The 26,256-nt window shown below is 65.3% G+C and carries 18 protein-coding genes; 10 read left to right on the top strand and 8 right to left on the bottom strand.

Features of this window, described 5'->3' with window-relative positions:
- Position 1: 1 nt before the first annotated feature.
- The 3 genes from Pth03_RS05225 to Pth03_RS05215 are packed head-to-tail and all read right to left on the bottom strand — an operon-like array spanning position 2 to position 9,763.
- A complete protein-coding gene (locus tag Pth03_RS05225; protein ID WP_239118768.1) occupies positions 2–3,301 on the bottom strand; it encodes a helicase-related protein in 3,300 nt (1,099 codons plus the stop codon).
- Entirely contained in the window at positions 3,186–5,099 is a 1,914-nt protein-coding gene (locus tag Pth03_RS05220; RefSeq protein WP_203942969.1) for a UvrD-helicase domain-containing protein, read from the bottom strand. Before Pth03_RS05220 ends, Pth03_RS05225 begins: the two co-directional genes overlap by 116 nt.
- The gene (locus Pth03_RS05215; protein WP_239118767.1) at positions 5,096–9,763 is read right to left on the bottom strand and encodes a DEAD/DEAH box helicase; all 4,668 of its coding nucleotides are present in this window, start codon (positions 9,761–9,763) and stop codon (positions 5,096–5,098) included. The genes Pth03_RS05220 and Pth03_RS05215 overlap by 4 nt, the downstream gene beginning before the upstream one ends.
- A 463-nt stretch (positions 9,764–10,226) precedes the next feature.
- On the opposite strand from Pth03_RS05215, the gene Pth03_RS05210 reads away from it, so the two are divergent.
- From Pth03_RS05210 to Pth03_RS05190, 5 genes are all read left to right on the top strand, one after another.
- Positions 10,227–12,320, top strand: coding sequence for a helix-turn-helix transcriptional regulator (locus tag Pth03_RS05210; RefSeq protein ID WP_203942968.1), 2,094 nt, complete (start codon positions 10,227–10,229; stop codon positions 12,318–12,320).
- Positions 12,317–13,249 carry a hypothetical protein gene (locus tag Pth03_RS05205; protein ID WP_203942967.1) on the top strand — a complete coding sequence of 311 codons (933 nt, stop codon included), beginning with the start codon at positions 12,317–12,319 and terminating at the stop codon, positions 13,247–13,249. Before Pth03_RS05210 ends, Pth03_RS05205 begins: the two co-directional genes overlap by 4 nt.
- Positions 13,246–14,073 (top strand): DUF6339 family protein, encoded by an 828-nt coding sequence (locus Pth03_RS05200; protein ID WP_203942966.1) that lies wholly within the window; start codon positions 13,246–13,248, stop codon positions 14,071–14,073. The genes Pth03_RS05205 and Pth03_RS05200 overlap by 4 nt, the downstream gene beginning before the upstream one ends.
- A 67-nt stretch (positions 14,074–14,140) precedes the next feature.
- The gene (locus Pth03_RS05195; RefSeq protein ID WP_239118766.1) at positions 14,141–15,109 is read left to right on the top strand and encodes a DNA cytosine methyltransferase; all 969 of its coding nucleotides are present in this window, start codon (positions 14,141–14,143) and stop codon (positions 15,107–15,109) included.
- A gap of 20 nt (positions 15,110–15,129) precedes the next feature.
- Positions 15,130–16,302: a DNA cytosine methyltransferase gene (locus Pth03_RS05190; protein WP_203942965.1), complete on the top strand. Its 1,173-nt coding sequence runs from the start codon at positions 15,130–15,132 to the stop codon at positions 16,300–16,302.
- Positions 16,303–16,419: 117 nt separating this feature from the next.
- Here the strand turns inward: Pth03_RS05190 and Pth03_RS05185 are convergent, their stop codons facing one another.
- Positions 16,420–17,244, bottom strand: coding sequence for a helix-turn-helix transcriptional regulator (locus Pth03_RS05185; RefSeq protein WP_203942964.1), 825 nt, complete (start codon positions 17,242–17,244; stop codon positions 16,420–16,422).
- Between the two features lie 292 nt (positions 17,245–17,536).
- On the opposite strand from Pth03_RS05185, the gene Pth03_RS05180 reads away from it, so the two are divergent.
- Positions 17,537–18,679: a sugar phosphate isomerase/epimerase family protein gene (locus tag Pth03_RS05180; protein ID WP_203942963.1), complete on the top strand. Its 1,143-nt coding sequence runs from the start codon at positions 17,537–17,539 to the stop codon at positions 18,677–18,679.
- A gap of 93 nt (positions 18,680–18,772) precedes the next feature.
- On the opposite strand, the gene Pth03_RS05175 is transcribed toward Pth03_RS05180, so the two are convergent.
- Complete coding sequence (locus Pth03_RS05175; protein WP_203942962.1) at positions 18,773–19,330, bottom strand: TetR/AcrR family transcriptional regulator; 558 nt, start codon at positions 19,328–19,330, stop codon at positions 18,773–18,775.
- 97 nt (positions 19,331–19,427) lie between these two features.
- On the opposite strand from Pth03_RS05175, the gene Pth03_RS05170 reads away from it, so the two are divergent.
- A complete protein-coding gene (locus Pth03_RS05170; RefSeq protein WP_203942961.1) occupies positions 19,428–20,354 on the top strand; it encodes an oxidoreductase in 927 nt (308 codons plus the stop codon).
- Between the two features lie 12 nt (positions 20,355–20,366).
- Here Pth03_RS05170 and Pth03_RS05165 read toward each other — a convergent pair whose 3' ends face one another.
- Positions 20,367–21,323 carry an alpha/beta hydrolase gene (locus tag Pth03_RS05165; RefSeq protein ID WP_203942960.1) on the bottom strand — a complete coding sequence of 319 codons (957 nt, stop codon included), beginning with the start codon at positions 21,321–21,323 and terminating at the stop codon, positions 20,367–20,369.
- 154 nt (positions 21,324–21,477) lie between these two features.
- Here Pth03_RS05165 and Pth03_RS05160 point away from each other — a divergent pair, with 154 nt between their 5' ends.
- From Pth03_RS05160 to Pth03_RS05150, 3 genes are all read left to right on the top strand, one after another.
- On the top strand, positions 21,478–21,951 hold the full coding sequence (locus tag Pth03_RS05160; RefSeq protein ID WP_203942959.1) for a MarR family winged helix-turn-helix transcriptional regulator: 474 nt from the start codon (positions 21,478–21,480) through the stop codon (positions 21,949–21,951).
- Between the two features lie 730 nt (positions 21,952–22,681).
- Entirely contained in the window at positions 22,682–23,272 is a 591-nt protein-coding gene (locus Pth03_RS05155) for a peptidase inhibitor family I36 protein (protein WP_203942958.1), read from the top strand.
- A gap of 300 nt (positions 23,273–23,572) precedes the next feature.
- Positions 23,573–24,409: a hypothetical protein gene (locus Pth03_RS05150; protein WP_203942957.1), complete on the top strand. Its 837-nt coding sequence runs from the start codon at positions 23,573–23,575 to the stop codon at positions 24,407–24,409.
- Between the two features lie 34 nt (positions 24,410–24,443).
- Here Pth03_RS05150 and Pth03_RS05145 read toward each other — a convergent pair whose 3' ends face one another.
- Complete coding sequence (locus Pth03_RS05145; RefSeq protein ID WP_203942956.1) at positions 24,444–25,655, bottom strand: DHA2 family efflux MFS transporter permease subunit; 1,212 nt, start codon at positions 25,653–25,655, stop codon at positions 24,444–24,446.
- Positions 25,645–26,235 carry an NADPH-dependent FMN reductase gene (locus tag Pth03_RS05140; RefSeq protein WP_203942955.1) on the bottom strand — a complete coding sequence of 197 codons (591 nt, stop codon included), beginning with the start codon at positions 26,233–26,235 and terminating at the stop codon, positions 25,645–25,647. Before Pth03_RS05140 ends, Pth03_RS05145 begins: the two co-directional genes overlap by 11 nt.
- Positions 26,236–26,256: the final 21 nt, after the last annotated feature.

Genomic DNA, 26,256 nt, shown 5'->3' with positions numbered 1-26,256 from the left:
TCTATCGCTCCAGGTAAAGGTCGGCTTCGGCGTCAACGTCACGGAGGCTCCACAGCGTCGGGATCGCCTTCGTGAGATCGCTGTCGGTGTAGGTGCGGAACAGCGCCTCGTCGGGATTACGCCGCTCGCTCCGCTTGAACCGGGGCTTGGCCTCGTAGACCAGATCCGGATTGTCGTCGGCGAGCTGCACCCACTTGGCGATGAGATCGTTCAGATCCTTCTCGACCCCGTCCAACTCCTCCTCATCGACGGCCTTAGCCCTGGCCAGGATCAAATCCTGCAGCTCCTCGATCCGGCTCATGTGCTTGAGCACGGCTGCCGCCGCCCCATTGAGCCGGAGCTCGGGGTAGATGAGCCGGGCCATGCCCACCAGGACGGCGTGCAGCGCCCGGTCACGAGCTCGAGGCGAGAACGGCGTAACGCTGGTGGACTCCACCTGCCGATAGAGCGCCGAGTGGTAGGGCACAAAGCTCTCGTAATGCGAGCGGTCCCGGGACCGGTTGGCATTGTAGAGCGTGACGACCAGGCCCGGGTGCCGGCGGCCGACGCGGCTGCTCGACTGGATGTACTCGGCGGTGGTCTGCGGCTGCCCCATGATGGCCATGAGACCTAGCCGGTCCACGTCCACACCGACCGAGATCATGTTCGTTGCGAGCACGGTGTCGAAGACGCCCTCGTCCGGAAGCATGCGCTCCAGGTCCTTGAGTCGCTTTGGGATCTCGCTGGACTTCACCCGACTGGTCAGCTCCGTGAGCTGGTCCGCTCGTCGGGCTTCGATGCCATGCCGCTTAGCCAGAAGCTTGAGCCGGTCCTGGACATCGTCCAAGACCTGTAGTTCGGCCGCTGCGAGGATTCGCAGGCTGCCGAAGTAGCCCACCAAGGTCCAGTAGGCATCCCGAACCGACTCGGGACCCTCGATCTGGCCCGCGTGGTACAACAGCGCCGCGTACGAGCGGACCAATAGTGTCGCCTGACTGGTGTTGGGCGCGAGCAACCCCACATAGAGCCGTGACGCCTTGTCCGGAGCCGGCGTTTCCACAGCGAACCAGGAGTCGCGAGCGTCCAGGCCGGCGGGGGGAAACTGTGCCACATCGCGGTTGAACAGCCGCTTGCCCTGCTTCTTTGCGCGGCGGATGGTCGCAGTCGAGGCAATCACTTTGGGCTGGTCTGCGGCGACGTCGATCGCGGTCTCGTAGAGCCCGGTGAGGCTGCCCAACGGCCCGGAGATCAGGTGGAGCTCGTCCTGAACGATCAGCTCCGGCGGGGCCGTCCCCTCGCGATCCCGGTTGAAGAGTGCCGCGACCTCAGGCCGCCAGGCGATCTGCGCGAACTTGTCCACAGTCGCGATGATCAGCGTCGGTCGAACCGCGTAGATCTTCTCGTCCACCACGTGGACCGGAAGCGCGTCGTGGAAGTCACATTCCTCGGCGGCGCAGTAGATGCGCATCTTGGAGCTGGTGACGTCGACTTCGTACTCGTTCGGTCCCATGGCGGTGCCGCACCACGGGCAGAAGCGGAGCTGAACCGGATTCTCCTTATGCAGGTCGCCACCGTCCCGCAGTTTCTTGAGGCTTTCGGCCGCGTCCTTCAGCCTGTTCGGCGTGGCTGCGGCGCCTACCCACATGCCGATCGAGATGGTCTCGTTGCCCAGCTCCTTCGGCCGGGCGCTCCGGACGTTCTCCATTGCGCAGATGAGGGCGGCCGCGCGCTCGAACTGCTGCAGAGTGAGCAGTCGAAGCGTGTACCGCATGATCGCGGTGACCCCGCCTCCCCGGTCGCCCTTGCTCAGCCGTCGCAGGAAGACGGTGAACGCGATGATGCCGAGGTACGCCTCGGTCTTACCGCCACCGGTAGGGAACCAGAGGAGATCGGCGACCCGCCGGTCATCATGATCGGGATCAACGATGCCATCCAAGCAGAGCAACAAGAAGGCGATCTGAAATGGGCGCCACTTGCCCATTTCCACATTTGGCTCGCCCTGCTTCTGTCCCTTGATCCAACTCGTGCGGGCCCGCTGCACGGCCATTGCCTCGTTGGCGTAACGGAAAGCGGCCATGACTTGTGGTTCGCGCTGAAGTGTCTCGATGCCCGAGACCATCCGGTCGCAGGCGGCTTCGCACAGATTGACCTGGGCCCTTGCGGCCTGCCCGTACTCCGTGTTGCCCAGCAGACGGGATTCCTCGGCCCGTTCCGCGATCCAGGCGCGGTAGTCCTCCACCAGCCCGCGCATGGCCGAGATGATTTCCTCGTCGGACCTTCGAGCCAAGTCGATCATGCGGAGCGCCGAGTCGTCGATCTCCGGGTTGGAGTCGGTGAGCAGCACTTCCTTGGTCGGGACGAACTCGGTCCAGACCTCGGCGACCGCGGCCGGGGTGCCTTTAAGCAGCACCTCGTCCCGCGGAGCGGGCGGCGTCCAGTCCCAGTCGGCCGCGCAGCCGTGGCCGACCGCGAAGTTCGGGGCGTATCGGTAGAGCAGCCGGTTCGCCTTGATTTCGTCCTCGTCCGCCCCGACGGGCACCGGGCGCTCCACGAACGGCTTCGTCCCCTCCGCACCGGAAACGTGAATCCTCGGTTGGAAGAGGCAGTAGGCGTCACGAATGCCGAACTGCTCGATCTCATGCACGTTGAGCAGGGCCACGGTGACGGAGACAGCGCCGTCCTTCGGCTTCCGCACCCGGACTCGAAGCTCGACGCCCGGGGCGAGAGTCTCGGTGACCTGGCCGGCAATGTTCACATCCACGGATACCGAGTCGATCTCCAACTGGCGACGACGCCAGCGCAGCTCCTGCTCCTCCGTAGCCCGACGCTCGGCACGCTGGGCCTTCACCGGACGTCCGGTGCCGTCCACCGACTCGTAGATCGCTGCCGTAACGGTCACCGTGACGATCGGCGAAATCGTGGGGGCGACCCCGAAGGTCAGCCCCATGGACGAGGGCGCCTGGTCGTTCGCCAGGGAGACACCGGTGTCAGGGGCATCGTCCTTGACCCGGGTCTCGGGCGAGAGATCGACATCACGCTCCCCCGTCTCCTCCCGGACCTCTTCGCGATCGCGCCGCTGGGGGTACAGCACGCCCGCTGCGTAGGTCGTCACCGGGGAGTCCGTGAGAATCTCATCCCCCCCGCCCACCGGGCCGACAGTGTCGACCCGTAAGCGCTCGACCAGGTCGCCCCGGAAGGCATAGTGCTCACTGTGCTTGGACATCGAGTTCCGTTTCCTGAGTCTTCTTGTCCCATGCGAAGGTGGACAGGCCGACAAGGCGCGGCGCCAGCCAAATCCCGTGGTTGAGTCCGGCGCGGACACCCGCCGCCTCATCGCCGGCGACCGTCCCCACCACATCGATGCGGACACCGGAGATCACAGCTGGAAAGTTCTGCGGGATGTAGGTCTTGCTGGTCTTCAGGTACTGGTACAGATCGGCTCGGAACCGTTCGGAGACCGTTCCAATCGCACGCCCACGGTGCTTGATGACGTACGGCGGGCTCTCCAGCAGAGCAACGGGGTCCGGGTAGAGGCGCTCCAGCTCCACGACATCGCCAGGACGTACGGCTGTCGCCAGGTAGTGCTGCACGTCGGTGACGTCGGCGTCGAAATCCACCGTCCCGGCGGGGTATTCGGTGACCACGTCGCCGCCCTGCAGCTCGAGGCCGTCACGGCGCCAGTACTGGTAGAAATAGCGCCCCCACCGGCTGGTTCGATTGTCCACGCGGATGTTGAGGTTCTCCATCACCTCGAGTCGAAAGAGCTCGTCCCGCGGCCTGGTCATGGCCACGTAGAGCAGCCGGGCTTCCTCGGCTGCATCCTTCTCGCCGCCTTTGCGCTTTTTGGCCTCGACCATCTGCAGCGGACCGGGATCCACGACGAGGACTCGATCGAACTCAAGCCCCTTGGCCCGGTGGAATGACGAGACCACCAACCGCGCCGGCGGTTGCGCGGTCAACTCGTCGGGCAGCCGCCCGGATGCGAGTGTCGATCGCAACCGGGAAAGATCGAGGACTCGATCCGATCCTCGGCCGGAACCGGTGCGCTGAAGCAACCGCCACAGAAGATCACCATCCGAACCGTCTGGCAGCGGAAGGTTGGGCCTCATCTCCTCGAATTCCTCCCGGCTCAGAGAGGACGAGTCGCGCCGAGCCATCAGCACGCCGACCCAGGCGGGAACGGCCCGGTCTCGAGCCGACCGCTGGAGACGATGCGGCACTCCGGCGGAGTGGAGCCGTTCCGAGAGGATCAGCGCCTGACCGTTGGTCCGGCAAAGAATCGCGGTGGTGCCTGCGTAGCTGGTAAGCGCGTCGGCTGCGAGTTCATCCAACCCCCCGAAGTCCATGACACCGGTGAGGACATCGCGGAGCTCTTTGTACTGTGCTTCGCCATCCTGGTTGCCGGACTCTGAGAGCGCCCGGAGCCGAGGGCCGAAACCGAGCGCTGCCTTGGCATCCTCGGTCCTCGCTCGGAAGTTCTCGGTCAGCCGCAACTCGGTCAGTTCTTCACCGAAGGTGCCACGGAGCCATTCGAAGAATCGGTTGGTTTCGCCCTGACGCTCCGCGAGGTCCTTGATCGTGAAGCCGTAGATCGACTGAGCCGGATCGCCCACCGCGGTAAACCCGCAGTCGAACCGATCCAGCAGAGCCTCCACCAGGTCCCGCCGCGCCCCGACCAGGTCCTGAACCTCGTCGATAACGACGTGACGGAGGTCGTGCTCGTACAGCTCGTCGGCAAGGCCCTCGTCGATCGCCTTCCGCGCACCCTCGATTCGCGCTTCAAAAGTCCTGCTGGGCCAGTCGCCTTGGGCGTCGACCCGCGTGAGTAGGTCGAGTGCCCAGGAGTCGAAGGTCTGCGCGCGCACATGCCGGGCGGCTTCGCCGTACTGAGAAAGGCGGTTCCTGAGCTCGCGGACGGCGGCGCGGGAGAAGGTGAGCACAAGGATCTCACCGGCGCTCAGATCTGCTTCCGCAACGAGGCGGTCCAGGCGACGCACGAGCGTGTGCGTCTTTCCGGCGCCTGCCCCGGCGGTGACCAGGGTTAGCGCGTCGGCAGGCTGCTCCACGACAGCGCGCTGCTCATCAGTGAGTGGAGGGGTGCCGCTGTAGGCGTCGCTCACTTCTTGCCCCAGAGGTACTCGAACTGGGTGAAGGCCAGCTGCCTGTCGTAGTTGATGATGTTGTCGGCCACGTCGAGGATCAGGCAGGTCTCCTTGCCGCCGTTCTTCGGGCCGCGTAGACCGCGCCCGATCATCTGCTGGTAGACGTTGGGACTGTAGGTCGGCCGAGCCACGATCACCACCTCGGTGGCCGGGGCGTCGAAGCCCTGGGCGAGTACGCCGTAGTTGGCCAGCACGCGGATCTGCTTCCGCCGGAACTTCTCGATCAGGGTGCGCCGGTCGGCGTCCGGAGTGCCGGAGTCGATCGCCGCAGAAGGAATCTCACGGCCATTGAGCAGGGCCACCATCAACTTGGCGTGATTCACCGACGTTGCGAAGAGCAAGATCGGGCTATCGGGCGGCAGCGCCTCGATTTCCCTGATCAGCCTCTTGTTACGCTCCATGTCCAGGCCCAGCTTCTCCTCCACCGATGAGGGCAGTCGGGCTCCCTCAAAGGCGGCCGCCTGGCGCAGATCATCTTCGGAAAGCGTGAGCGTCATGCCCTCGAGCTGCCGGTGGTCCACCCTTGCAAGCACTTCGAGTTCCTGGAGCTCGGCATAGGGATCCCCGCTCTCGAAGATGCCCTCATCAAGACGAGTCCGCCCGTAGCGCTCTACCAGTCGGTGCGTCTCCGTCTCGTTGAAGCCGCGGAACGGCGTGGCCGTCAGACCAAGTAACGGCCGAGAGTTTTCCCGGTGCGTAAGGCCGAGTGAGGCCAGAATGCTTGTGTAGCTACGCGTGATCGAAGTGTGGGCCTCATCAACGATCACGAGCGCCGGGTCCCGGAGCCAAGCGTATTCGGGCTTGTCCAGGACTGACTGGAGCTTGGCGTCCGTGGCCACCACCAGTTGTGCGGTGTCTTTGCTTGCGGCGGCTTCGCGGGTCGACCAAAGCCGATTGATGATGAGTTGCTCGTCCGGTCCCACTTTGGACCAGACGAACGACCAACTCTGCACCGCCTGTTCGCACAGCTCCGCACTCTGCGCGATCCACAGAACAGGCCTACCGCCAAGTCCGCGTTCCTTCACGAACCGGATGACGGCTTCGGCGGCGACACGGGTCTTGCCGGCACCCGTGGGGAGACACAGCATCGCACGCGGCGCCTCGTACCTGGTCAGCAGATCGAAAGCCTTTTGCGCCAGCTTCTCTTGGTAGTCGTGAAGCCGCGGGTATGCAGTGGGACCGTTTACCTTCTCAAGCGGAGCCAAGGTCTCAACCTTGGTACCGGCATACGATTCCGAGAAGCCGAGATTGCTCACCAAACGCACCGAATTGGCATCGCCGCTGAAACCCGCAAAGACGCCGGCGACGGCTTCGATGTCCTTTCTGTAGGCGCGAAGACTTCCGGCTCCGTGGGCGTTGTGGGCGAGTTCGGCGACTCGCCGGGCATCGGCGCGCCTGCCCTTCTCCGCTTCGTCGCTTTCCAGCAGTCCTTCAGGCAGTCCCTTCTTGAGCGCTTCCTCGCCAACGAGAAGCAACAGCTTGTCGGCTTCGTCCTCGGCCTTCCGAACGCGCTGCAAACGCTCGTCGTTGCGTTGCTGCTCACGCCTCTCAAGGACGCCCTTGCAGTTCGCGGGCCCCAGTCCGAGTTTGAGCACTCGGTCTATCGCGTTGAGCACCTGCAGGTCATCGGCCGGCATACGGACGAGAACCTTCCGCTCCTGTGAGAGTGCCGCTGCCGGTATCGCCTGGGTCCGCATGCCGTTCGGAGTGCGGATGATCTCTTCCAGTTCATCGCAGCGGACCGTGGACCAGCCGTCCACCTGGGCGCGGCGAATCACCTTGAGGTACGGAAACTCCTCGATGAGGGGTACAGCTTCCGCCTGCTCAACGTGACGGATCTCCTTCTGAATCGCGTCCGAGGGCGAGAGCATGTGCCACACGTCGCGCATCCGCTCCGCGACGTCCTCCGTGGGCACGAGCAAGGCCGGGACCCGCTCACGAACGAGCGCGTCATACTCGGTGCGAACAGAGGTGACCGCGATCTCCGTGTCATCCACGTCGCTGTGCCACTCATCGCCAACTCGGCAACGCGTGGTTGCGTTCTGCGGCCAGTCCGCACCGGCGTCGAACATGAGCGCGTAGACCTTGCCTGGGAAGGCGTCCTCAGTGGACGCTGATGCCTCCTCTGCCAACTCCGCCCACATCGACTCCCTCAAGCCTTCAAGATCATGTGGTAGCCCCAACATCGAAGCGACGCTGCTGGGTGCGTCGGTAACTGGAAGAACGCTTTTGTATGCGCTCAACTCGGGACCGACACAGCGTGCAACGGCGCGAAGCCCACGTGAGGTTGGGAGATAACCGTGCGTGCGAGCGAGCCACCGAATCGGCGAGGCGATGGAGCGCCGACTCTCCATCCCCTTGTTCCCAGGCTGCATCGTCCAGATCGCCACCGCACTGCCTGGCGGCAGTGCCTTGAGGAACGCCGCGCGGCCCTCCGAGGAAAGCAACATGAACAGGTGCAGAGGACCGGGCGGGTTGGTGCCCTCGAACTGCATTTTGGCGAGAGTCGGACGAGGTTCACCCGCGGGGAGCTTGGAGACGTATTGCCGCCAGTACGCCTCCTTGTAATCGTCGAACCAACCGTCCCCATCAGGGGCGACATTAGCTACCGGTCCTTCGATCAGCCCGAGATCGAAAAGTATCGTCCGATCGTCGCGGTGGAACTCAATGTCCACGGCGACCTGCTTGTCGCGTGAGCCGTCGGCGGGAACCACACGACCCGGTATGAGGCAGTCCCGGATTCGCCGGAACTCACCCGTTAGCGTGCGGACTTTGAGGTCTTTCGCGGTGTCTACCTTCCGCTCTCGAAGAGCAGACAGTGTGCTGGCCGGGCCTGCCAAGCGCGACAACTCCCAGAATGAAACCCAGTTATCGGCGTTATACGCGTGGAATCCCTGCTCTACGACGGACGCAAAGCGTCCCGCATAGTCAGCCTCATGCACTCCGAGCAAGTCAAGAGCGTGGACGACTGCAGGATCTCCTGCGTAGACCCGCTCGTCGACATACTCCGTATTATCCGCAAGCCCGTCACTGCTGGAGCGGCGGAACACCAGATTCGATGGCGCCACCATACCGCGGGTCTCGGTCAGAACGATCTTCGCGCGGGCGGCGTCCCCCGCTTGGGCGTGCTGCTGCCGAATCATGTCAGCGGCGATCTTTACGGCCCTGGCTGACGCTTGGGGAGACCCGTCAGAAACCAACGCCTCAAGCCACTCCTTGGCCGATGCCGTGGATACCTTCGCCGGCCCCTGAATGTAGCCGACCCTCTCCCGCCGGTATCGCCCCGATTCGATGGAGTGGTGGCACCAGTTGACTGGCCGGCCCTGATGTTCCGCCCACATTTTTAGCCATTCGGGAAGCAATTTCTCGGGGTGGAGGCGCACCTGGGCCACCGTTCCGAAAACACCATCCTGGTCAGGGAGAGTGGGGCGATCTGCAGCGGTCTTCCAGATCTCCTTGACCAGTTCCGCAGCCGCCCACTGAGGCTCCTCATCACCGCGGGCTGGAAGTGCGTCGACGTGAGCGCACAAGTCGTCCGGGCGAGACAGCTGAGGAAGAGAGTCGACTATCAGCTCGGCAACGGCCTTGATCAGCTCATGGTTGAACGCGTTCTTGTTGTAGAGATTCTGCCGATCCTCGCTGGTCTTCCAAGGAGCGTTGATGATTCCCCGGAGGGTGGTCTCATAATTGGTGGGAAAGTAGGCCCAAAACTTCCCCCTTCCCTTCTGGCGTGCCATCGGGACGGCCCAGGAGATATCTACCTCTGGGCGGTCGTGCAGTTCGCCGGCTTCAGCCAGTGCTTGCGCGGAAGGCACGTGTCGGCGGGCGAAGACCCGCCATTTGTCGATCTTTGATTCCTGTTCGGAGTGATCCACCTGCAGATCGCGCCAAACTCCGTCGTCTCGCTGGAAGATCTGACGGACCACCGCCTTGCTGGTCCTCCGATCCTGCAGGGTCACGGTTCCCACGTGCGGCGAGAAGAGGACGAACTCCTCAGGGAATTCCCTGATGTCCCGGGCAAGACGGTTAACCGCAGTCGGCTTGAGCGGAAGGCGGACAACGGTAGTCGCCCACTCCAACAACTCAGCGAGTACGGGGTCATTGGTCTTGTGCCAATCCCGCTCGAGGGGTTTGGCCATACGGAGCACAGGGGTTTCGTCTGCAGCGGGGCTGACCATCTTGATCTGTGCCGCCGCCCACTCGCGATCGAAACCAAAGCTCTTATCATCCTCGCGGCTGAAAAACTCCGGAACGTCAGTTACGCCCAGTACCGACTTCACGCCGACCCCGAAACGGCCGATCTGACCACCGCGCTTACGGGAAACCCCCATGCGCAAAATCGTGTCTGCACCCTGCGGGGTAATCGCGGTGCCCTGGTTGGCACAGTAAAGGTGGGATGCCGTGAGAACGATGGCGATCTCACCGCCCGGCTCATTCTGTAGCTCGTCTGCACCGTTCTGAACGAGCTCATAAACCTGGCGATCGCCGTATCCACCTTCTTTGATGCGCCGTTCACCGTTGGCATGTTCCTGAATGAGACCTGAGTCAATTCGATAGGTCTCAAGCACGCGCTTGGACTGGTTGACGATGACGTCGAGGACGGAGATTTCTTCACTGCTCACGGCAGTCAACTCCTGGAAAGGAAACGACCAAGTCGGGAGGTGCTAGCAGTGGCGAGAGACTTATTTCGGGCGTTCCAGATGGACCCAGGGTGACAAGCATGACGCCCAGATCTGGGCGCACTCGATACGTCTCGACGCCGTCAGCGGATAGGGGGACAGTCAGGCATTTTGGATACAGTTCGCCCCTCAGAGGAGCCTTCGCGCCGACTCGTCCTTAGAGCGAGGCTAGATTGCCACATGGGATGCCCAATACGCAAGATGGTCTACGAATTGGGACTTAGATAAGCAAAATGCCACACATCCAGACAATGAACCGGCGGTATTGGGAGGGTTGGCGGATGCGCCATGCCCCTCGAACCACCCGGACCGCCATAGGGACGAGCCTCCGCAGATGGTGTCAACTTCCGTTTGACGCTAGGCTGAGGCGTCAAACAAACCCCGTTTCACCTGGAGAAACCTCGCGATGACGCAGGACGGTGACGGCATCGCCCGAGACCCGGAGGCATTCGGGGCATGGCTGGGCAGACAGTTACGCCGCAAGGGCATGAGCCAGTCGGATCTGGCCACCGCCCTGGACGTGACTCGCGCGGCGGTCTCAGCCTGGATTACCGGCCGCGCGACTCCCCGTATTGACAAGGTCAAACTGATTGAAGAGATCCTCGACTTGGCCGCCGGCTCCTCGACCACACGGGACGAGGCTCCCGAGTCCAGTGGTTACGTCAGTTGGCACCACCGCTTGGCGCACTCTGACGGTGGCCGAGAGCTGGGAAACGCGGCGGCCTTCGCCTTCGACTCTTCCCTGGCGATCACCGCCAGGGAAGCGACACAGAACAGCCTGGACGAACGCCATGACGGAACTAGACCGGTCCGGATGCGCTTCACCCTGCATGAGATCACCGGCGAACGTCTGCGCAGGCTGCAGGAGGCCATCCGATGGGATGACCTTGTCCCTCACCTCGAGGCGGCCGGCGGCTCGGAGCAGAAGGTCGGCCGTATGCTCGCCGATGGCCTCCATACACTCCGAGAAACCGGCAAGCTGCTCCTGCTCCGCATCGACGACTACAACGCCAACGGCCTGACCGGTCCGGAGTACGACGACGGCCGCTTCGCCGCAGTGGTCCGCAGGCAACTCGACAGCCACAAGAAGGGTCCCGCCGGCGGGTCGTTCGGTCTGGGGAAGGCCACCATCTGGGGGGCCAGCCGATTCGGTCTGGTGATTGTGAACAGCACGCTCTCCGATCCTCACGAGGACCGGCGTGAGCGCCGCATGATCGGTCGCATTGATCTCCCCTGGCATGAGCTGGACGGCGTCCAATACGCCGGACCTGCATGGCTCGGCAACCGCGATCCCAAGCGAGAGTCCGCCGCCCGGTCCTGGTGGGCCGGAGAGCGCACGGTCGAAGAGCTGTATCTCACCCGGGGCAGTGCCGACCCCGGTACGAGCTTCCTGATCGTCGGTGCGCACGATCCTTCCGGCGAGGCAAGCACTCTCGAAGAGATGCACACAGTCCTCGTCCGCGGCCTGGCCTCCGACTTCTGGGCGTCCATGGTCGCCGGTCGCGGCCGGGCACCCATGGTGGAAGCTTCGGTGGAGGCACTGCGCGATGGCCAGGTCGTCGTGGCCGAAGAGCGGGTGGACCCGTACCACTACGAGCCCGCGCGGGCACGTGCCGTCCGGGCATTCCTTGATCGGACCACAGTGTCGCAGCTCACCAAGGCCGATGACGTCGTCGAACTGTCCGTGCCACTGACCGTGCCACCACGCAAGACCCAGGCCGGCGCCGTTCCGATCGAACATCGAGCAGTGCTGCTGGTGACGCCGGCGGCCGAGGGCGACCAGAAACCCAATCGGCTGGTCGGCATGCGCGGCACCAGAATGACCGTGTTCGATCGGCCCGTCACCGGGCTGCCCCTTGGTTCGACTCAGTTCCAGGCTGTGCTGCTTGCCGGGATCGCAACGAATGCCGAGCTTCCCGCCGACAATGCTGCCGAAGCATTCCTACGGGCCGCCGAGCCGCCCGAGCACAACGACTGGAAGGCCACCGAAGACCTGACTTCTACCTATGCACGAGGAGCCACTACCAGGCTGAAGGAGTTCCGGAAGACGATTTTCGCCATGGTTCGAAGCGCCGTGAAACCCGCCGAACCAGTCGAGCAGGAGGGCGCTCCCTCCATCCTGCGAGACTTGACCAGCCTCGAACCCATACCGTTGCCCCGCACTAAGGGTTATCCGACCGTCAAGAGCGCGACCGGCCAAGTCGACCAAAAGGGCGCATGGCGGATCAGAGTGGAGATCAAGCTGCCGGAGCGGGAAGATCCCTGGGTGCTCCGACCGTTGCTCCGATTCGCCACCCGCTCCGGCCCCAAGCCCGAAGCTCGTTGGGCCGAACTCTCCGCCGAGTCGAATTGCGAGGTGAGCGGCGACGTGCTGCTCTTTGCCGCCCGCGAGCGGTCCGCGGTCTTCACGGGTGTGAGCGATGTGGCCAGCCACCCCGTGGCCGGTCAAATGGCGATCGCAGAGGTTGACCTGGTCCAAGCCAAGGATGCCAGCCGATGAAGCAGATCATGCCTTATCCGGTATTGGTCGGCGAGGTCACCATGACCGTGCACGAGGTTCGGCTCGACGATGTGGCGTTGCCGTACGGAATGATCTCGGAACCGGACCACACGGTTGCGCTGCATCTCCTCGATCGCGAGGACTGGAATGTCGTACGACTGATGCTCCATGTGATTGCGCCGCGACACGAACTGGACACGGGTCCCTGGTTCAGCCTGGCCTTCCTGGCCACGGCGTCGGAACGACGTACCAACATGCATTCGGCCGTGAAGCTCATGATGAGGCAGCCCGGTGAATGGACCGGCGAGATGGAACTCCACCGTGACGATCACTTCGGCCGGGTCCAGGTCTCCGGTCAGCTCGTGGCGACGGTAGATGATGTGCCCGGTCGCGTGATCGCGGCCGTCGGGCAGCCCTGGACCGTGGATCTCCAAGCTCGGGGGGCGACACAGCGGGAATCCATCCAGACGCGCTGGGTGAACTTCGCCCAGGATCCTGAACTGGTCTGGTGCAAGAGCGATCCCTGGATGGTGAGCACCACCGACGAGGCGGCCGTGCTCAACCTGAACAGCGGATTTGACGGACTGCGTGCCGTACTCGAAAGCCCCAAAGCCGCGGAGCGGCCCATACGCGAAGCGCTGGCGGCACAGATCGCGGTGGACATGTGGACCGCGCTCTTCAACGAGGCGGCTCATCGCGTCGGTAGCCGTGAGTGGCCAGAAGGTTGGCGTGGTCTCGTGCTCCAACGCATGCTGCCCGACCTCTTCCCCGATCATTCGCTGGACGATGCGCTTCGGGAAATCGTCAACCGGGGCGTAGGCGGGATCCAGACGCGCGTACTACATGCCGCGGCCAAACAGGCACGCATGCCGCGAAGCCTGGGGGGCTTCATCCGATCGCTGGAGAAGACCTTGCCGGAGGACGAGTGAACACGACGGTGAGCTTGTTGCCCGACGAGGCCGCTATGAGGTTCCTCACCACTGGCGTGCTGGAGAACAGCGAGCCGCTGCCGATTGCCGCAATCGATCAGATCTCGGAGCCGGCTTTGTGGGAGGCCGAGCCGCTACGACAACTTTTCGACGAGGCGATGAAGCGTTTCACACCGTCGGAGCGGACCTCGGCCGACGCTTGGCTGGCTCCGATCCTGCACTCGACGTTGCGATTGACCCGTCGGCAGGCTTCGGACTCGCGAATCTGGAACTATCTGGCCCTACGGTTGGCTCCTGATTATGTCTATTGGCGGCACTTGAGCCGCGGAAATCCCCCAATCGTGTCCCGTGCCCGTTTTTCTGGGGCGTTTCATTCGCAGGCGTTCGCCCGATTGTGGTGGGCCGCTGAACTGTTCCGAGATGGGCCGGATTATGGACCGGTCGTGGTGGCCTGCAGTAATCAGGATGTCTTGAACACGGTGCTAAGGCTCGACGTCATCCTTCACAGGCCGACCGCCCAGGCGATCATCAGACTGCTCGCCGCCGAGGTGATCCGTACCGGACGACAGGTCAACACGCTCGCCCAGGTGGTGAATACCGCGGGTAGCACGTTGTCCTATGAGGCGCTCGCGCCAGACAGCACCAGGGACGTGGACGCTTATCGCGACTGGATCGAGGAGTTGACGGGCGTGCTGGTTCCTTACGACTCACTGCCGATCGGGCCTTCGGACGGGCGGACGAGATCCACCTCGGTGGATTCCCTGGCCAGGCTCTTCACGCAGCTCTTCACCGAAAGCCCAAGCGCTGGAGCAATGCCGGAATAGTTCTGGGGCGCTTGATCCGCAGACGGATCGCGTATTCTCGGCAAATCCGGATCAAGGAGATGCACACGTGGGCGTACGGTTCACCGGCCTGGAGATCGGTGCAGGGGTCGGTGGACAAGCACTCGGCCTGGAGCGGGCAGGATTCGATCCGGTTGCCGTGATCGACAACGACCCTCACGCCTGTCGAACGCTGCGCGCCAATCGACCCGGTTGGAACGTGTTGGAGATGGACTTCAAGCAGTTCGTCGGAGCCGACCATCGCATCTCGACCGTCGACCTCTTGTCCGGCGGCGTCCCGTCCACTCCGTACTCCATTGCCGGCAAGCAGGAGGGCACCAAGGACAAACGAGACCTGCTAGCCGCGGCGGTATACCTCGCGATAGAGCTGCAGCCTCGGGCGATCCTCCTGGAGACAACACCATCGCTGCTGTCCCCGAAGTTCGTACAGGTCCGAGAGGAGGTCGAGGCCGAACTGAAACACCTCGGCTACTCCTGGGAATGGAACGTCTTCGATGCTCAGCACTTCGGTGTGCCACAAATCAGGCGCAGCTGTCTGTTGGTCGCGATGCGCCCGGACGACTTCGCCCGCTTCATGTGGCCTTCGCCGACTCACGGGCCCGGCGCGACGGTCGGGCAGGTACTTCGGGACTCGATGGCAAGCAAGGGTTGGCGTTTTGCGGATGCCTGGGCGTCGTTGGCCAACCGCGTGGCACCGACGATCGTGGGCGGATCGAAAACCCACGGCGGCGCTGACCTCGGCCCCACCCGAACCAAGCAGCAGTGGATGGAACTGGCCGTGAACGCCCACAGCCTCGGCAACGACGTCCCTGAGGTGAACTTCGTCCTCGACCCGGAACTCGGCCGGGATGGGATACCCAAACTGACCGTCGAGCACGTGATGACACTGCAGGGATTGCCCGACGATTGGATCGTCACCGGAGGCAAGACCGCACGCTACAAACAGGTCGCCCAGGCTTTCCCGCCCCCGCTCGCCGAGGCCATAGGCCGACAAATCGCTGCAGCACTGGTCGGCTGACCTCGATAAGGTTGACGCTCATGACCGCCCGCACCACCAACCCCATAAACATCGTTGACCTCTTCGCGGGGTGCGGAGGTTTGACCCAGGGGTTCCACACGTTCAAGCCCGGCGCTTTCCGCACCGTCGGCGCGGTGGAGTGGGACATCGCGGCGGCTTCAACCTACGCGGCGAACTTCGCCGAGGAAGCCGGTGGAACCGACCACATCCACGCCGGTGACATTGCCAAGTGGAACCCCAAGGACGTGGATTCCACCGTGGACGTGATCCTCGGTGGCCCGCCCTGCCAGGGCTTCTCTGGACTGGGCAAGGAGGACCCGAACGACCCCCGGAACAAACTCTGGAAGGAGTACGTCCGAGTAGTCCTCGCCCTTAAGCCCAAGATCTTCGTCATCGAAAACGTGGACCGGTTCCTACGGTCGCGAGAGTACGAGTTGCTCACGGACTCCACCCGCTCGGGTGGCGAGCTGGAGGAGTACGTCTTGCAAACGAAGCTCCTCAATGCGGCCGACTACGGCGTTCCGCAGACGCGCAGGCGCGTGATCGTCCTAGCCACCCACCGAGATCTTGTGGCCTCCCATCCCTCGCGCAAGCCGCTTGAACACCCTCAACCCACCCATCGGAAGCCGGACAAGAAGGGCGGCGAGGGCACACTCTTCACGCCTCTCGACGACTGGGTCCCGTCCAGCGTGGTCTTCAGCGCGACCCCCCCGGAGACCCAGACCACCAATCTCCTTGACCGGACCTGCAGCTTCCTCGGTACGACGTTGCCCGGAACCTTCAGCACCACGGATCTTCACATCGGGCGCAATCCAACAGAACTCTCGCTCAAGCGCTACCGAGCGATCCCCGAGGGCGGAAACCGCCGCTCCCTGCCAGACGAGCTGTCCACCGAGAATTGGATCAACCACCGGAACGGCTCCGGCGACGTCATGGGTCGCCTCTGGTGGGACCGGCCCTCGGTCACGATCCGCACGGAGTTCTACAAGCCCGAGAAGGGTCGCTACCTCCACCCCAAGGCCGACCGCCCGATCACCCACCTGGAAGCCGCCCTGCTTCAAGGCTTCCCGCCCGAATACCAGTGGGTGGGCAGCAAGATCCAGATCGCCCGCCAAATCGGTAACGCCGTCCCCGTCGGTCTCGCCAAGGCGATCGCTGGTGAGCTGTACCGGTATCTGTGTGCTCCCGCTTAGCTTGATTTTTAACCTATGCGTGGTTGTAGGACGGGTCATGGTGCGGTCTCGTTTGACGGTTTTGCCGACGTCGTAGTGGGACGCGGGGCAGGGTGACGCGGAGCCGGCCCCGGACGTCTACATGTCGGCGGCGGCGAGAGCGGCCAGCCTGGCCAGAGCGGCCGCGGACGGGCTGCCGGGCTGGGCCTGTCCGATGATGAGCTGCAGGCCGGGCGCGCTGTTGATCGTGAACGACTCCGACCAGAGAGTCAGGTCGCCGACCACACGGTGGTGGAGCTCCTTGGATTCGTGGGCTTTGATGAGCACATCATGGCGAGCCCAGAGCCGGCGGAAGTCCTCGCTCCCGTTGCGAAGCTCTTCTATGAGGTCCAGCACGGACGGGTCGTCGCACACCGGTCCGGCCGCGGCGCGCAGCTGTGCCACCTTGGAACGGGCCTCCTTCTCCCATTCGCGGTAGAACTCCCGTCCGTCGGGGCTGAGGAAGTGCAGCCGCATCAGGTTGTCGCTGCCCTCCAGCCCCCTGAACTGGGCGGCGGCCAGGGGGTTCATCGCCAGGACGTCGAACCGGCGGTTCACCACGAACGCCACGACATGATCGAGCCCGTGCAGGAACTGAGCGATTTCCGGGCTGAGCCGATCGATCTGGGCGGCCGTGTTCTTGTGGGCCCGGGAGCACACCAGATTGTGGAGATGCTCGACGGCCGCAGGCTCGAGCTGGAGGACCCGCGCCAGGGCTTCGAGCACCTGGTCCGACGGATTACGCTCCCGGCCCTGCTCAAGCCGTACGTAGTAGTCGGTGCTGACTCCCGCCAGCGTGGCCACCTCTTCGCGGCGCAGCCCCGGCGTCCTGCGGCGGACGCCGCAGTCGACGAGCCCGACCTGCCCGGGAACGGTGAGCTGCCGCCGAGCACGAAGGAACTCGCCCAGAGGGTTTCCGCTCATGGAGACACGCTAAGCATCTCCCTTGCAAAAAAGCACCTGGCCACGAGCCAACTCTCTTCGACCCCACCAGCCTGACACTTTGTGCGCGTTTGGACCAAAGATCCATCAATGTGGACAGAACTTCTTCCCCTCGCGACAAAAGGGGCGTAACTTCCAGGTCAAGATCTCCGCAACGGGCCGACGGGAGCGATGTGAGCCGCCTACGCGATCCGGCCTGACGCTGAGAAGGGAGTCACCGCGGAGTCATCGGGGGACCAAGCGATTCGTTCCACCCTATGGAGTCACGAAGACGATGACTGCACACGAAGAAGAGATGCAGACCGCCGGCGCCCTGCGCCGCGGGTTAGGCCTCAACCGACGTCAGTTTCTTGCAGCCACGACAGGACTCACGGCGGCGGCGGCCGTCGCAGGAGTCGGCCCGCTCGCCTCGGCCGCACAGGCGGCCGGCAACGGTTCCAACGGCGTGCTGGTGCCGCCGGGCAAGCGCGGCATCATCCTCTACACCGTCCGTGACGCGATCTCCCGGGATCCGCGCTCGACCTCCCTGCCCTCCGGGTTCCGCCCGGTGTTGGAGGAGCTTTCCCGGATCGGCTACAAGCAGGTGGAGTTCGCCGGGTACTCCCAGCACGCCAACAGCGAAGGCGGCGCCAACCTGGAGACCGTCGAGGGAGCCCGGCTGCTGCGCGGGTGGCTGGACGACAACGGGCTGGAGGCCGAGGGCAACCACGGCTTCATCCCCGGCTCCTGGCCGCTGACCCCGGCCGACCTCGACCGGTTCAAACTGCACCTGGAGATCGCCAACATCCTCGGCTTCGGCCATGTGGGCACCGGTAACGACCCGACCGGCAGCGCCTACAAGGCCGACTGGGATCTGGCCGCCGACAAGTGGAACCAACTCGGCCTGATCGCCTCGGCCGCCGGGCTCAAGCTCTACACCCACAACCATGACGTGGCCTACAGCTTCCTGCTGGACTCCGGGCCGCTGAATGCGCAGGGCCGCCCCACCCGCTCCTCGGGCATCCGCCGCCTGGAGTACTTCCTCCAGATCACCGACCCCGAGAACGTCTGGCTGGAGATGGACATCTTCTGGGCGCACGTGGCCCAGTTCAGATACCGCACCTTCACCGCGCCCGACGGCTCCGTGCAGGAAAGCATCTTCAACCCGCTCGGCGTCGTGCAGGCACAGACCACGCGCTTCCCGCTGTTCCACGCCAAGGACGGCAAGTACAACCCCGCCACCGGCAACGGCTACGACATGGTCCCCTTCGGCACCGGCGACATCGACTACACCGCCTTCTTCTCCCAGATGGGAGCCAAGGGCTACCACAACCCGATGTACGAACAGGACAACGCCCCCGGAAACGCCGCCAACCCGGGCCAGTCCCTGCAGTACTCCGCACTCAGCTACACCAACATGGCCGCACTGCGCGGCTAACACTGGGCGGCTGACACTGGGCGGCTGACATTGCGCGGCTGACACGGGAGCGCCCGTCCTCCGGGGCGGGCGCTCTCCGCTTGAGCGCCCGCGTCACGGGGTGACGAGCAGCCGGACCCCCTCGACGACCGTCGACCGGCGTTCCTCCTCGGAAGCGAGCGATCGAACGTCCTCCCCCTGCCGTTGCCACATGTTCGCGACGGCCAGGATGAGCGCGAGAAGGCGCCCGGCGTCCATCCGGCCGCTGACGACCCCGCGCCGCTGCGCGTCCTCGATCGCGGCGACCTTCTCGGCCATCGCCTCCGCGACGACCTGTCGTACTCCGGTGTCGCCGCGCTCCAGGGCGTACCAGCCCATGAACCGCATCACCTCGGGGTGCTGCAGCCCGGCGTCATAGAGGCGTCCCGCGTATTCCGGGAGATCGTCGGCGTCGATCGGGATGCCGGCGACCGCCTGCTGGACGACGGCGTCGTACACCGCCTCGAACAGGCCCTCCTTCCCTTCGTGGAAGGAGTAGACGAGGCCGGCGCTCACCCCCGCCCGCTTGGCGATCCGGTCCACGCGGGCCCCGGCGACGCCGTACTCGGCGAACTCCGCCAGCGCGGCTTCGAGCAGCAGTTGCCGTTTGGTCTCCGGATCGCGTGTCCTCATGCCTCCATTGTTCTTAATGAACGTTCATTTGACAACTCGGACGCAGCCGTGCCATAGTCGCTTTACTGAATGAATGTTCACTCGATTGGAGGGTGTCATGACCGCCACCACCCGGACCGCTCGCTGGACCCCGGAAGCAATCGCCGACCTGCACGGACGCACCGCCTTCATCACGGGTGGCAACAGCGGCATCGGGCTCGAGACCGCCCGCGTGCTCGCCGTGCACGGCGCTCGGGTCATCCTGGCCGGGCGCAACCAGGACAAGCTCGACGAGGCGGTCGCCGAGATCCGCAAGGTCCAGCCCGACGCCCGGCTCGACACGGCCGTCGTCGACCTCGGCAGCCTCGCGTCCATCCGGACGGCGACCGCCCGGGTGGCGGAGACCGAGACGATCGATCTGCTCTTCAACAACGCCGGCGTCATGAACGTGCCCGAACGCCGCACCACGAGCGACGGCTTCGAGTTGACCTTCGGCACCAACCACCTCGGTCACTTCGCCCTCACCGCCGGACTCATGCCGGCACTGCGCCGCTCACGTGCGGCGCGCATCGTGACGGTCAGCGCGATCGCCGCGACCTGGCGCAGCGGCCGCCTCGCCGACCTGATGAGCGAGCGCAGCTACGGAGCCATGACCGCCTACGCGAAGTCCAAGCGCGCCAACGTCGCCTTCACCCAGGAGCTGGCCCGCCGGCTGACCGGAACCACCGTCGAAGCCGTCGTCGTGCACCCCGGATCGGCCGTCACCAACCTGCAGCGCCACAGCGAGGGCCCGCTGGCGCGCGCGTTCGTGGCCATCGCCTCACGCCTCCTCCTGGGCTCACCCGAGGGCGCCGCGTGGCCGTCCCTCTATGCCGGCACCAGCCCCGACGTGCGCAGCGGCCAGTTCATCGGCCCCGCCGGCCGCGACCAGACCTCCGGCACCCCGCGCCCCGTCGCGCTGCCCGACGGGGCCGGCGACCCCGCCGAGGGTGCCTTCCTATGGGCCGAAAGCGAACGCCTCACCGGCGTCCGCTTCGACCTCTGACCACACCGACCGTCACGCGAGCGCGCTGCGCAGGGTGCCGACGGCCAGGTTGATGGCGGCCTCGGCGGCGTGGGTCTCCCGCAGCGCGTTGAGCATCACGAAGTCGTGGATGATCCCCTGGAAGCGCACGGCGGTCACCGGCACCCCGGCCTGCCGCAGCTTGTTCGCATACGCCTCGCCCTCGTCGCGCAACACGTCGGCCTCGCCGGTGATGACGAGCGCCGGGGGAAGTCCCTTCAGCTGCTCGACGGTGGCCCGCAACGGCGAGGCGGTGATCTCGGCGCGCTGCGCCGGGTCGGTCGTGTACTGGTCCCAGAACCACTGCATGCCGTCCCTGCGCAGAAAGTACCCCTCCGCGAACTGGTGGTAGGACTCGGTGTCGAACGACGCGTCGGTGACCGGGTAGAACAGCACCTGCTGGACGAAGGCCACGTCGCCGCGTTCCTTGGCCATCAGGGTCAGGGCTGCGGTCATGTTGCCGCCGACCGAATCGCCGGCGATCGCGATCCGCGCCGTGTCCAGCCCCTTGGCCGCCCCGTCGGTGACGATCCACCTGGCGACCGTGTAGTTCTGCTCGATGGCGACGGGATAGCGCGCCTCGGGCGACAGGTCGTACTCGGGGAACACCACGGCGGCGTGCGCGCCGACTGCGAGCTCGCGGACGAGCCGGTCATGGGTGTGCGCGTTTCCGAAGACCCATCCGGCGCCGTGGATGTAGAGAACGACGGGCAGCGTGCCCGTGGCGCCCTGGGGCCGGACGATGCGTGCCCGGACGCTGCCGGTCGGCCCGCCCTGGACGGTGACCCACTCCTCATCGACGGCGGGCTTGGCAATCTCGCTCGACTGCACCTCGTCGACCGCCTTGCGGCCCTCCACGGGAGGCAGGTCGAACAGATACGGCGGGTTGGCGGTGGCCTGGGCGAACGCGGCGGCGGCCGGCTCCAGGACAGGCGTGACGTTCGTGCTCATGGCGGCTCTCCTTCGTCGTTGAACACGAGGAAACCTAGCGCGCAATTTCCTTGTACACAAGCTAAGTGTGGACGTTGAAATTTTGTCAGTGGCGAAATATGCTGTCGCGTGGCCGGGCCTCCACCCTGCCTCCCGCCCACCTGATGGAACCGCCATGACCTCTCAGCCGGAAGCGGCCGCCGAGGAGTTCTCCCTGCTCCTGGACGACCAGATGTGCTTCGCCCTGTACGCCGCGTCCCGCGCCGTCACCGCCCTGTATCGCCCCCTGCTGGAGGAACTGGGCCTGACCTACCCGCAGTACCTCGTCCTGCTCGCCCTGTGGGAGGACGACGACGTCCCCGTCAAGGCACTCGGCGCCGGCCTCCAGTTGGACTACGGCACCCTGACCCCACTGCTCAAACGGCTCGAGACAGCCGGCCTCCTGCGCCGCGACCGCGCGGCGGACGACGAACGCACCGTACGGATCACCCTGACCGACAAGGGCGCCGCCCTCCGGGAGCGCGCCCGGTCCATCCCGGCCGCGATCGGCGACGCCATGGGACTGGAGCCGGAGGAGTTCGAGCGGACCCGGGCCAGCCTGCGGCGCCTGACGGCCAACGTGTCCGCCCGGACGGCATCGCTTCGCTGAAGAGCCCCCCGGACGAATCGGTCGACCTGCCCGGTTCGAGCCCGATCACTTCGCCGAAGAGCCCCTGACCACATGGCCGGTTCGGCGGCCGGGCAAGCCCTGCATGGGCCGGAATTTTCCCGGCCCGTTTGCCGCGGCATAGCCGGCCCGGATCGGCACCTCTCCCACGAGGGCGCAACAATTTCTCCGGCTCCCCTCGGAATTCGGCGGGCCCGATTTCCGTATCGCCGCACGAGCACAGGAGCCGTTCGGACGCCCACGGTGAAAACCTCCCGCCGCCCGCGGGACCTCCACACCGGCCGCCGGCCGAACGCGTCACCACGGAGCGAACGTGCACGTGAGAGGCCGTACCGCACCCCTGAGCACGTGCCTCTCAGGCCCCGCGTGAACGCGGCGAGCACAGCGATCGACGATCACACAGTGTCGCGACGGACAAGTAAAGATCGCTCACCGAATCCGGTCACAGAATAAATTCGAAAGACCACTATCCGCCAGGTTTTCCACATCGTGAAAATGCCTGTCAAATCAAGTGGTTGCATTCCTTCGAGGCGCCAATTACGTTCTGCTTTGCGTGATTCGACATAGCGAGTCATGAGAGTGAGCAAGGAGAGTTCCGACGGGGTGGCTCACTGCAGCGGCGAATATTTTTGTGCTGCGCGCTGAAACGCACCCCTCGCGGACGTACGGCAATGCCGCAGTTCACATCATCGCTCTGTAGAAAGGCAGTCTCATGCGACTCCCCCGCACGCTCGCCGTGATCGTCGGCATGCTCACCGCAGCATGCACGATCGCCATCTCCGCCGGATCAGCCCAGGCCGCTCCCTCCGCGCCACCGGCCGGAAGCGCGCAACTCACGGTGGACAAGGTCCTCAGCCTCAACCCGAAGGCGGTGAAGATCAGCCCCACCGAAGTGAAGATCGCCGACGGCATGGTGCTCATGCTGCCGCGCACGCAGGCTGAAGCGCGTGCCTTGGCCGCCTCCTGCGCCTACTACTACCTCTGCACGTGGGAGCACTCCAACGGAGGCGGAAACGGCATCCGGTTCTACACCTGCGGGTGGTACGACCTCGGCGGATACCGCTACCCGGACGGCGCGTGGGTCGGCACCGGCGCCTCCGGCGCCAAGTGGAACGACCGCATCTCCTCGATGACCAACAACCAGACCACGGGCACCAGGGCCAACTTCTACAACTGGGAGGGCTCCTGGAAGCTCGTGTTCTGGACGTACGCCTACGACTGGCGCGCCAACCTCGCCATCGACAAGCGCTACGACAACGGCGGGCCGCTGAACGACATCATCGACATGGTCGTCCCCTGCTGATTCCCCGCAGAGGACCCTGCACCTGACAGGCCGGAAGACAGCCTCCCGCCGGACGACGAACCGGCGGGAGGCGGCTTTCTTCTCCACGACGAGAGCCGATCCCATCGAATTACCCAACAAGGCGAAAATATTTGCACATATAGCGTTCAGGACGTCGTACGGTCGAAATGCACTCGCCATTCGCCCGAGAAATGGCGAAAAGCATGGAGAAGATGAACCGGGACATGGCCTCCGCTCGCAGACTCTGCCCTACGGAAACCGCTTTGCCACGAGAAGCACCCACATACGATCATTGAACGCGTGAGTGAGGACATATCACCAGGTCACCACTGGCGTGCTCTGTACATGCGCCTCCTCGACCACGAGGGACCCGGGCTGACCGGCCGACTGCGGCGCTGGCTGGACGAGCATGCGCAGTACGTGGAAGACGTGCGGGAATGGGGCCACGCGGGCAAACATCTCGTCTCGCTCGGAGAACATCCCGAGCCGGACCATTACAGCCCGCTGGAGCAGCTGTACCACCTGAGCCGCGTCCTCGACCTGCTCATCCTGCGCTACCAGGATCCCCCGGCCGATTCCGCGTCGGCCGCCGACGAGTTCCTCCCGCCGACCGACGCCTATCCCGCGTTCTGCGATTCGCTGGGCGCCGAGCGCATCGCCGTACACGAGTTCCACCCGTTCTTCCACGAGATCATCGAGGTACGGCAGGCCGACGACCCCGACGAGCCGCCGTCGGTCGTCGAGGAGCGCTGGCCCGGCCATCTCGTCGGCGCGATGCTGCTGATGCGAGCCGGAGTGGTCGTACGGGCGGGATCGAAACACCTGGTGGCCGGTGTCGCCGACCGGTCGACCCTCTACTGGACCTACCGTCGCCGGTCACGGCCCACGAACGACCTCTCGCACGGCTGGGGCCACAACTCCCAGTGGGGAACCGACTTCCGCCGTGACTACGTGGTCGACGGGCGACTCCACTACAACGTGGACGCCGCGATGCTCCCGGGCTGGGCCCACGAGGATGCACTCGACCCCGCCTCGGCGATCGAACTGGTCCGGCACCGGTGCAGCACCGTCGTGGATCACGGCGACGACCTGTTCCCCTTCGATCTGCACCACGTCGAGCCGGCGCCCCTCGGCTGACGGACCGTGCCCGGTGGCGAGACAAGGCGAGGGCTCAGCTCGTGGGGGTCGCCGTCATCTCGGCGGTGTCGCGCGGCGCGGCGTTGTTCATCGTGGTGAGCAGGGTGCTCTGCATGAGCAGGCCGACGCCGGCCCCGATGACCGCGGTGAGCCCCGATGCCATGGCGGTCGTCGTGTCGACGGCGAGGCTGAGCAGCAGCAGGGCGCCCGCGACCATGACGGCTCCGCCGACGACCGGGTAGACGCGCTTGCGCCTGCCGCTGCTCATCAGCCGGCCGGTGGCCAGTTGCGACCCGAGCATGCCCAGCATGAGGGGCAGGAGCAGCATGCCCCCGGCCGTCGAGGAGACTCCCTGGACGAACTGCATGTACTGCGGCAGGTAGCTCACCACGGCGAGCATGACCGCGCCGACGAGGAAACTGAGGATCTGCGCCAGAGCGAATTCGCGGCTGCGGAACAACCGCGGCGGGATGACCGGCTCGGCCGCGCGCCGCTCCGCGTGGGCGAACCCGGCCAGAGCACCGGCCGCGACCACTCCCAGCAGGATGACCTGCGGTGACGCCCAGGGGTACGTGACGCCGCCCCAGCTGCCGACGAGGGTGAGCGCCAGGATGCCGATCGTCAGCAGGGTGGCGCCGAGGTAGTCGATCCTGACTTTGACGCGTTCGACGTGCAGCCGCACGCCCATGCCGACGGTCAGCAACGCGGCCACGCCGACCGGCACGTTCACGTAGAACGCCCAGCGCCAGTTCAGCTGGTCGGTCAGGAACCCGCCGAGCAAAGGTCCACCGACGAAGGCGACGGGCAACATCACGCCGATCATCGACTGGACCCGCCCCCGATCCTGCGGGGGGACCAGCACGCCGACGACCGCGAGCGCGCCGACCATCAGCCCGCCCGCGCCCAGCCCCTGGATGGCGCGGAAGGCGATGAGCTCGTTCATGTTCCGCGCCAGACCGGACAGGACGGAGCCGGCCAGGAAGAGCACGACCGCGGACTGGAAGGCGCCCTTGCGCCCGTAGAGGTCGCCGAGCTTGCCCCATATCGGCGTGGCCGCGGCGCTGGCGAGCAGGTAGGACGTCACCACCCAGGCGAGGTGCTCGATGCCACCGAGTTCGCCGACGACCGTGGGAAGCGCGGTGCTCACGATCTGGCCGTCGAGCGTCGCCAGGAAGATGCCGAGCATGAGCCCGAAGACGCCGAGGTAGGGCAGGCGGCCCCGCTCGGCCTGCGTGTCAGGCGACATAGGGACGCTCCCGCTTGGCGTCGCGCAGGGTGTGGCCCCACCAGGCCAACTGGTCCAGCATGGCCTTGGCCGCTCCGTCGCTGGCCGGGTCGACGGCCTTGCCGTCCGCGTCGAACTTGTCGCCGTAATTGTGGAAGCTCACGGTGTTGCGGACGGTGACGGCGTGCAGCTCGGCCAGCACGACCCGGAGCTGCTCCACCGCGCGCAGGCCGCCGGCCAGTCCTCCGTAGGAGACGAAGCCGACCGGCTTGGCGTGCCAATGGTGGCTGTGCCAGTCGATGGCGTTCTTCAGGGACGCAGGGAAGCTGTGGTTGTACTCCGGCGTGACGATCACGAAGGCGTCGGCCGCCTCCATCCGGGGCATCACCGCGCCGAGCAGCTTGATCGCGTCGTCGGACGGCGGTTTCCCGAAGGCCGGCATCACGGTGGGCAGCGGGGTCACCGCCAGGTCGACGACGTTGGCCTTCATGTCGCCGCGCTGGGCGGTGTGGCCGAGCAGCCATTCGGCCACGACCGGGCCGAAACGCCCGTCTCTGGTGCTGCCGACGACGACCGCGACGGTCAATGGTTCGTCCGCCATGGGTACCCCTCCGATGTGTAC

Source organism: Planotetraspora thailandica (genome assembly GCF_016863335.1).
Classification (GTDB): Bacteria; Actinomycetota; Actinomycetes; order Streptosporangiales; family Streptosporangiaceae; genus Planotetraspora; species Planotetraspora thailandica.
The sequence above is the reverse complement of the archived record's forward strand: the minus strand, read 5'-3'. Positions and strand labels throughout refer to the sequence as shown.

What these genes read in the sequence shown, in the direction of transcription:
- Pth03_RS05165 (WP_203942960.1), bottom strand. Translation starts at nt 21,323, where the DNA reads ATGAGCACGAACGTCACGCCTGTCCTGGAGCCGGCCGCCGCCGCGTTC.
- Pth03_RS05185 (WP_203942964.1), bottom strand. Translation starts at nt 17,244, where the DNA reads ATGAGCGGAAACCCTCTGGGCGAGTTCCTTCGTGCTCGGCGGCAGCTC.
- Pth03_RS05210 (WP_203942968.1), top strand. Translation starts at nt 10,227, where the DNA reads ATGACGCAGGACGGTGACGGCATCGCCCGAGACCCGGAGGCATTCGGG.
- Pth03_RS05155 (WP_203942958.1), top strand. Translation starts at nt 22,682, where the DNA reads ATGCGACTCCCCCGCACGCTCGCCGTGATCGTCGGCATGCTCACCGCA.
- Pth03_RS05145 (WP_203942956.1), bottom strand. Translation starts at nt 25,655, where the DNA reads ATGTCGCCTGACACGCAGGCCGAGCGGGGCCGCCTGCCCTACCTCGGC.
- Pth03_RS05205 (WP_203942967.1), top strand. Translation starts at nt 12,317, where the DNA reads ATGAAGCAGATCATGCCTTATCCGGTATTGGTCGGCGAGGTCACCATG.
- Pth03_RS05160 (WP_203942959.1), top strand. Translation starts at nt 21,478, where the DNA reads ATGACCTCTCAGCCGGAAGCGGCCGCCGAGGAGTTCTCCCTGCTCCTG.
- Pth03_RS05170 (WP_203942961.1), top strand. Translation starts at nt 19,428, where the DNA reads ATGACCGCCACCACCCGGACCGCTCGCTGGACCCCGGAAGCAATCGCC.
- Pth03_RS05140 (WP_203942955.1), bottom strand. Translation starts at nt 26,235, where the DNA reads ATGGCGGACGAACCATTGACCGTCGCGGTCGTCGTCGGCAGCACCAGA.
- Pth03_RS05180 (WP_203942963.1), top strand. Translation starts at nt 17,537, where the DNA reads ATGACTGCACACGAAGAAGAGATGCAGACCGCCGGCGCCCTGCGCCGC.
- Pth03_RS05175 (WP_203942962.1), bottom strand. Translation starts at nt 19,330, where the DNA reads ATGAGGACACGCGATCCGGAGACCAAACGGCAACTGCTGCTCGAAGCC.
- Pth03_RS05190 (WP_203942965.1), top strand. Translation starts at nt 15,130, where the DNA reads ATGACCGCCCGCACCACCAACCCCATAAACATCGTTGACCTCTTCGCG.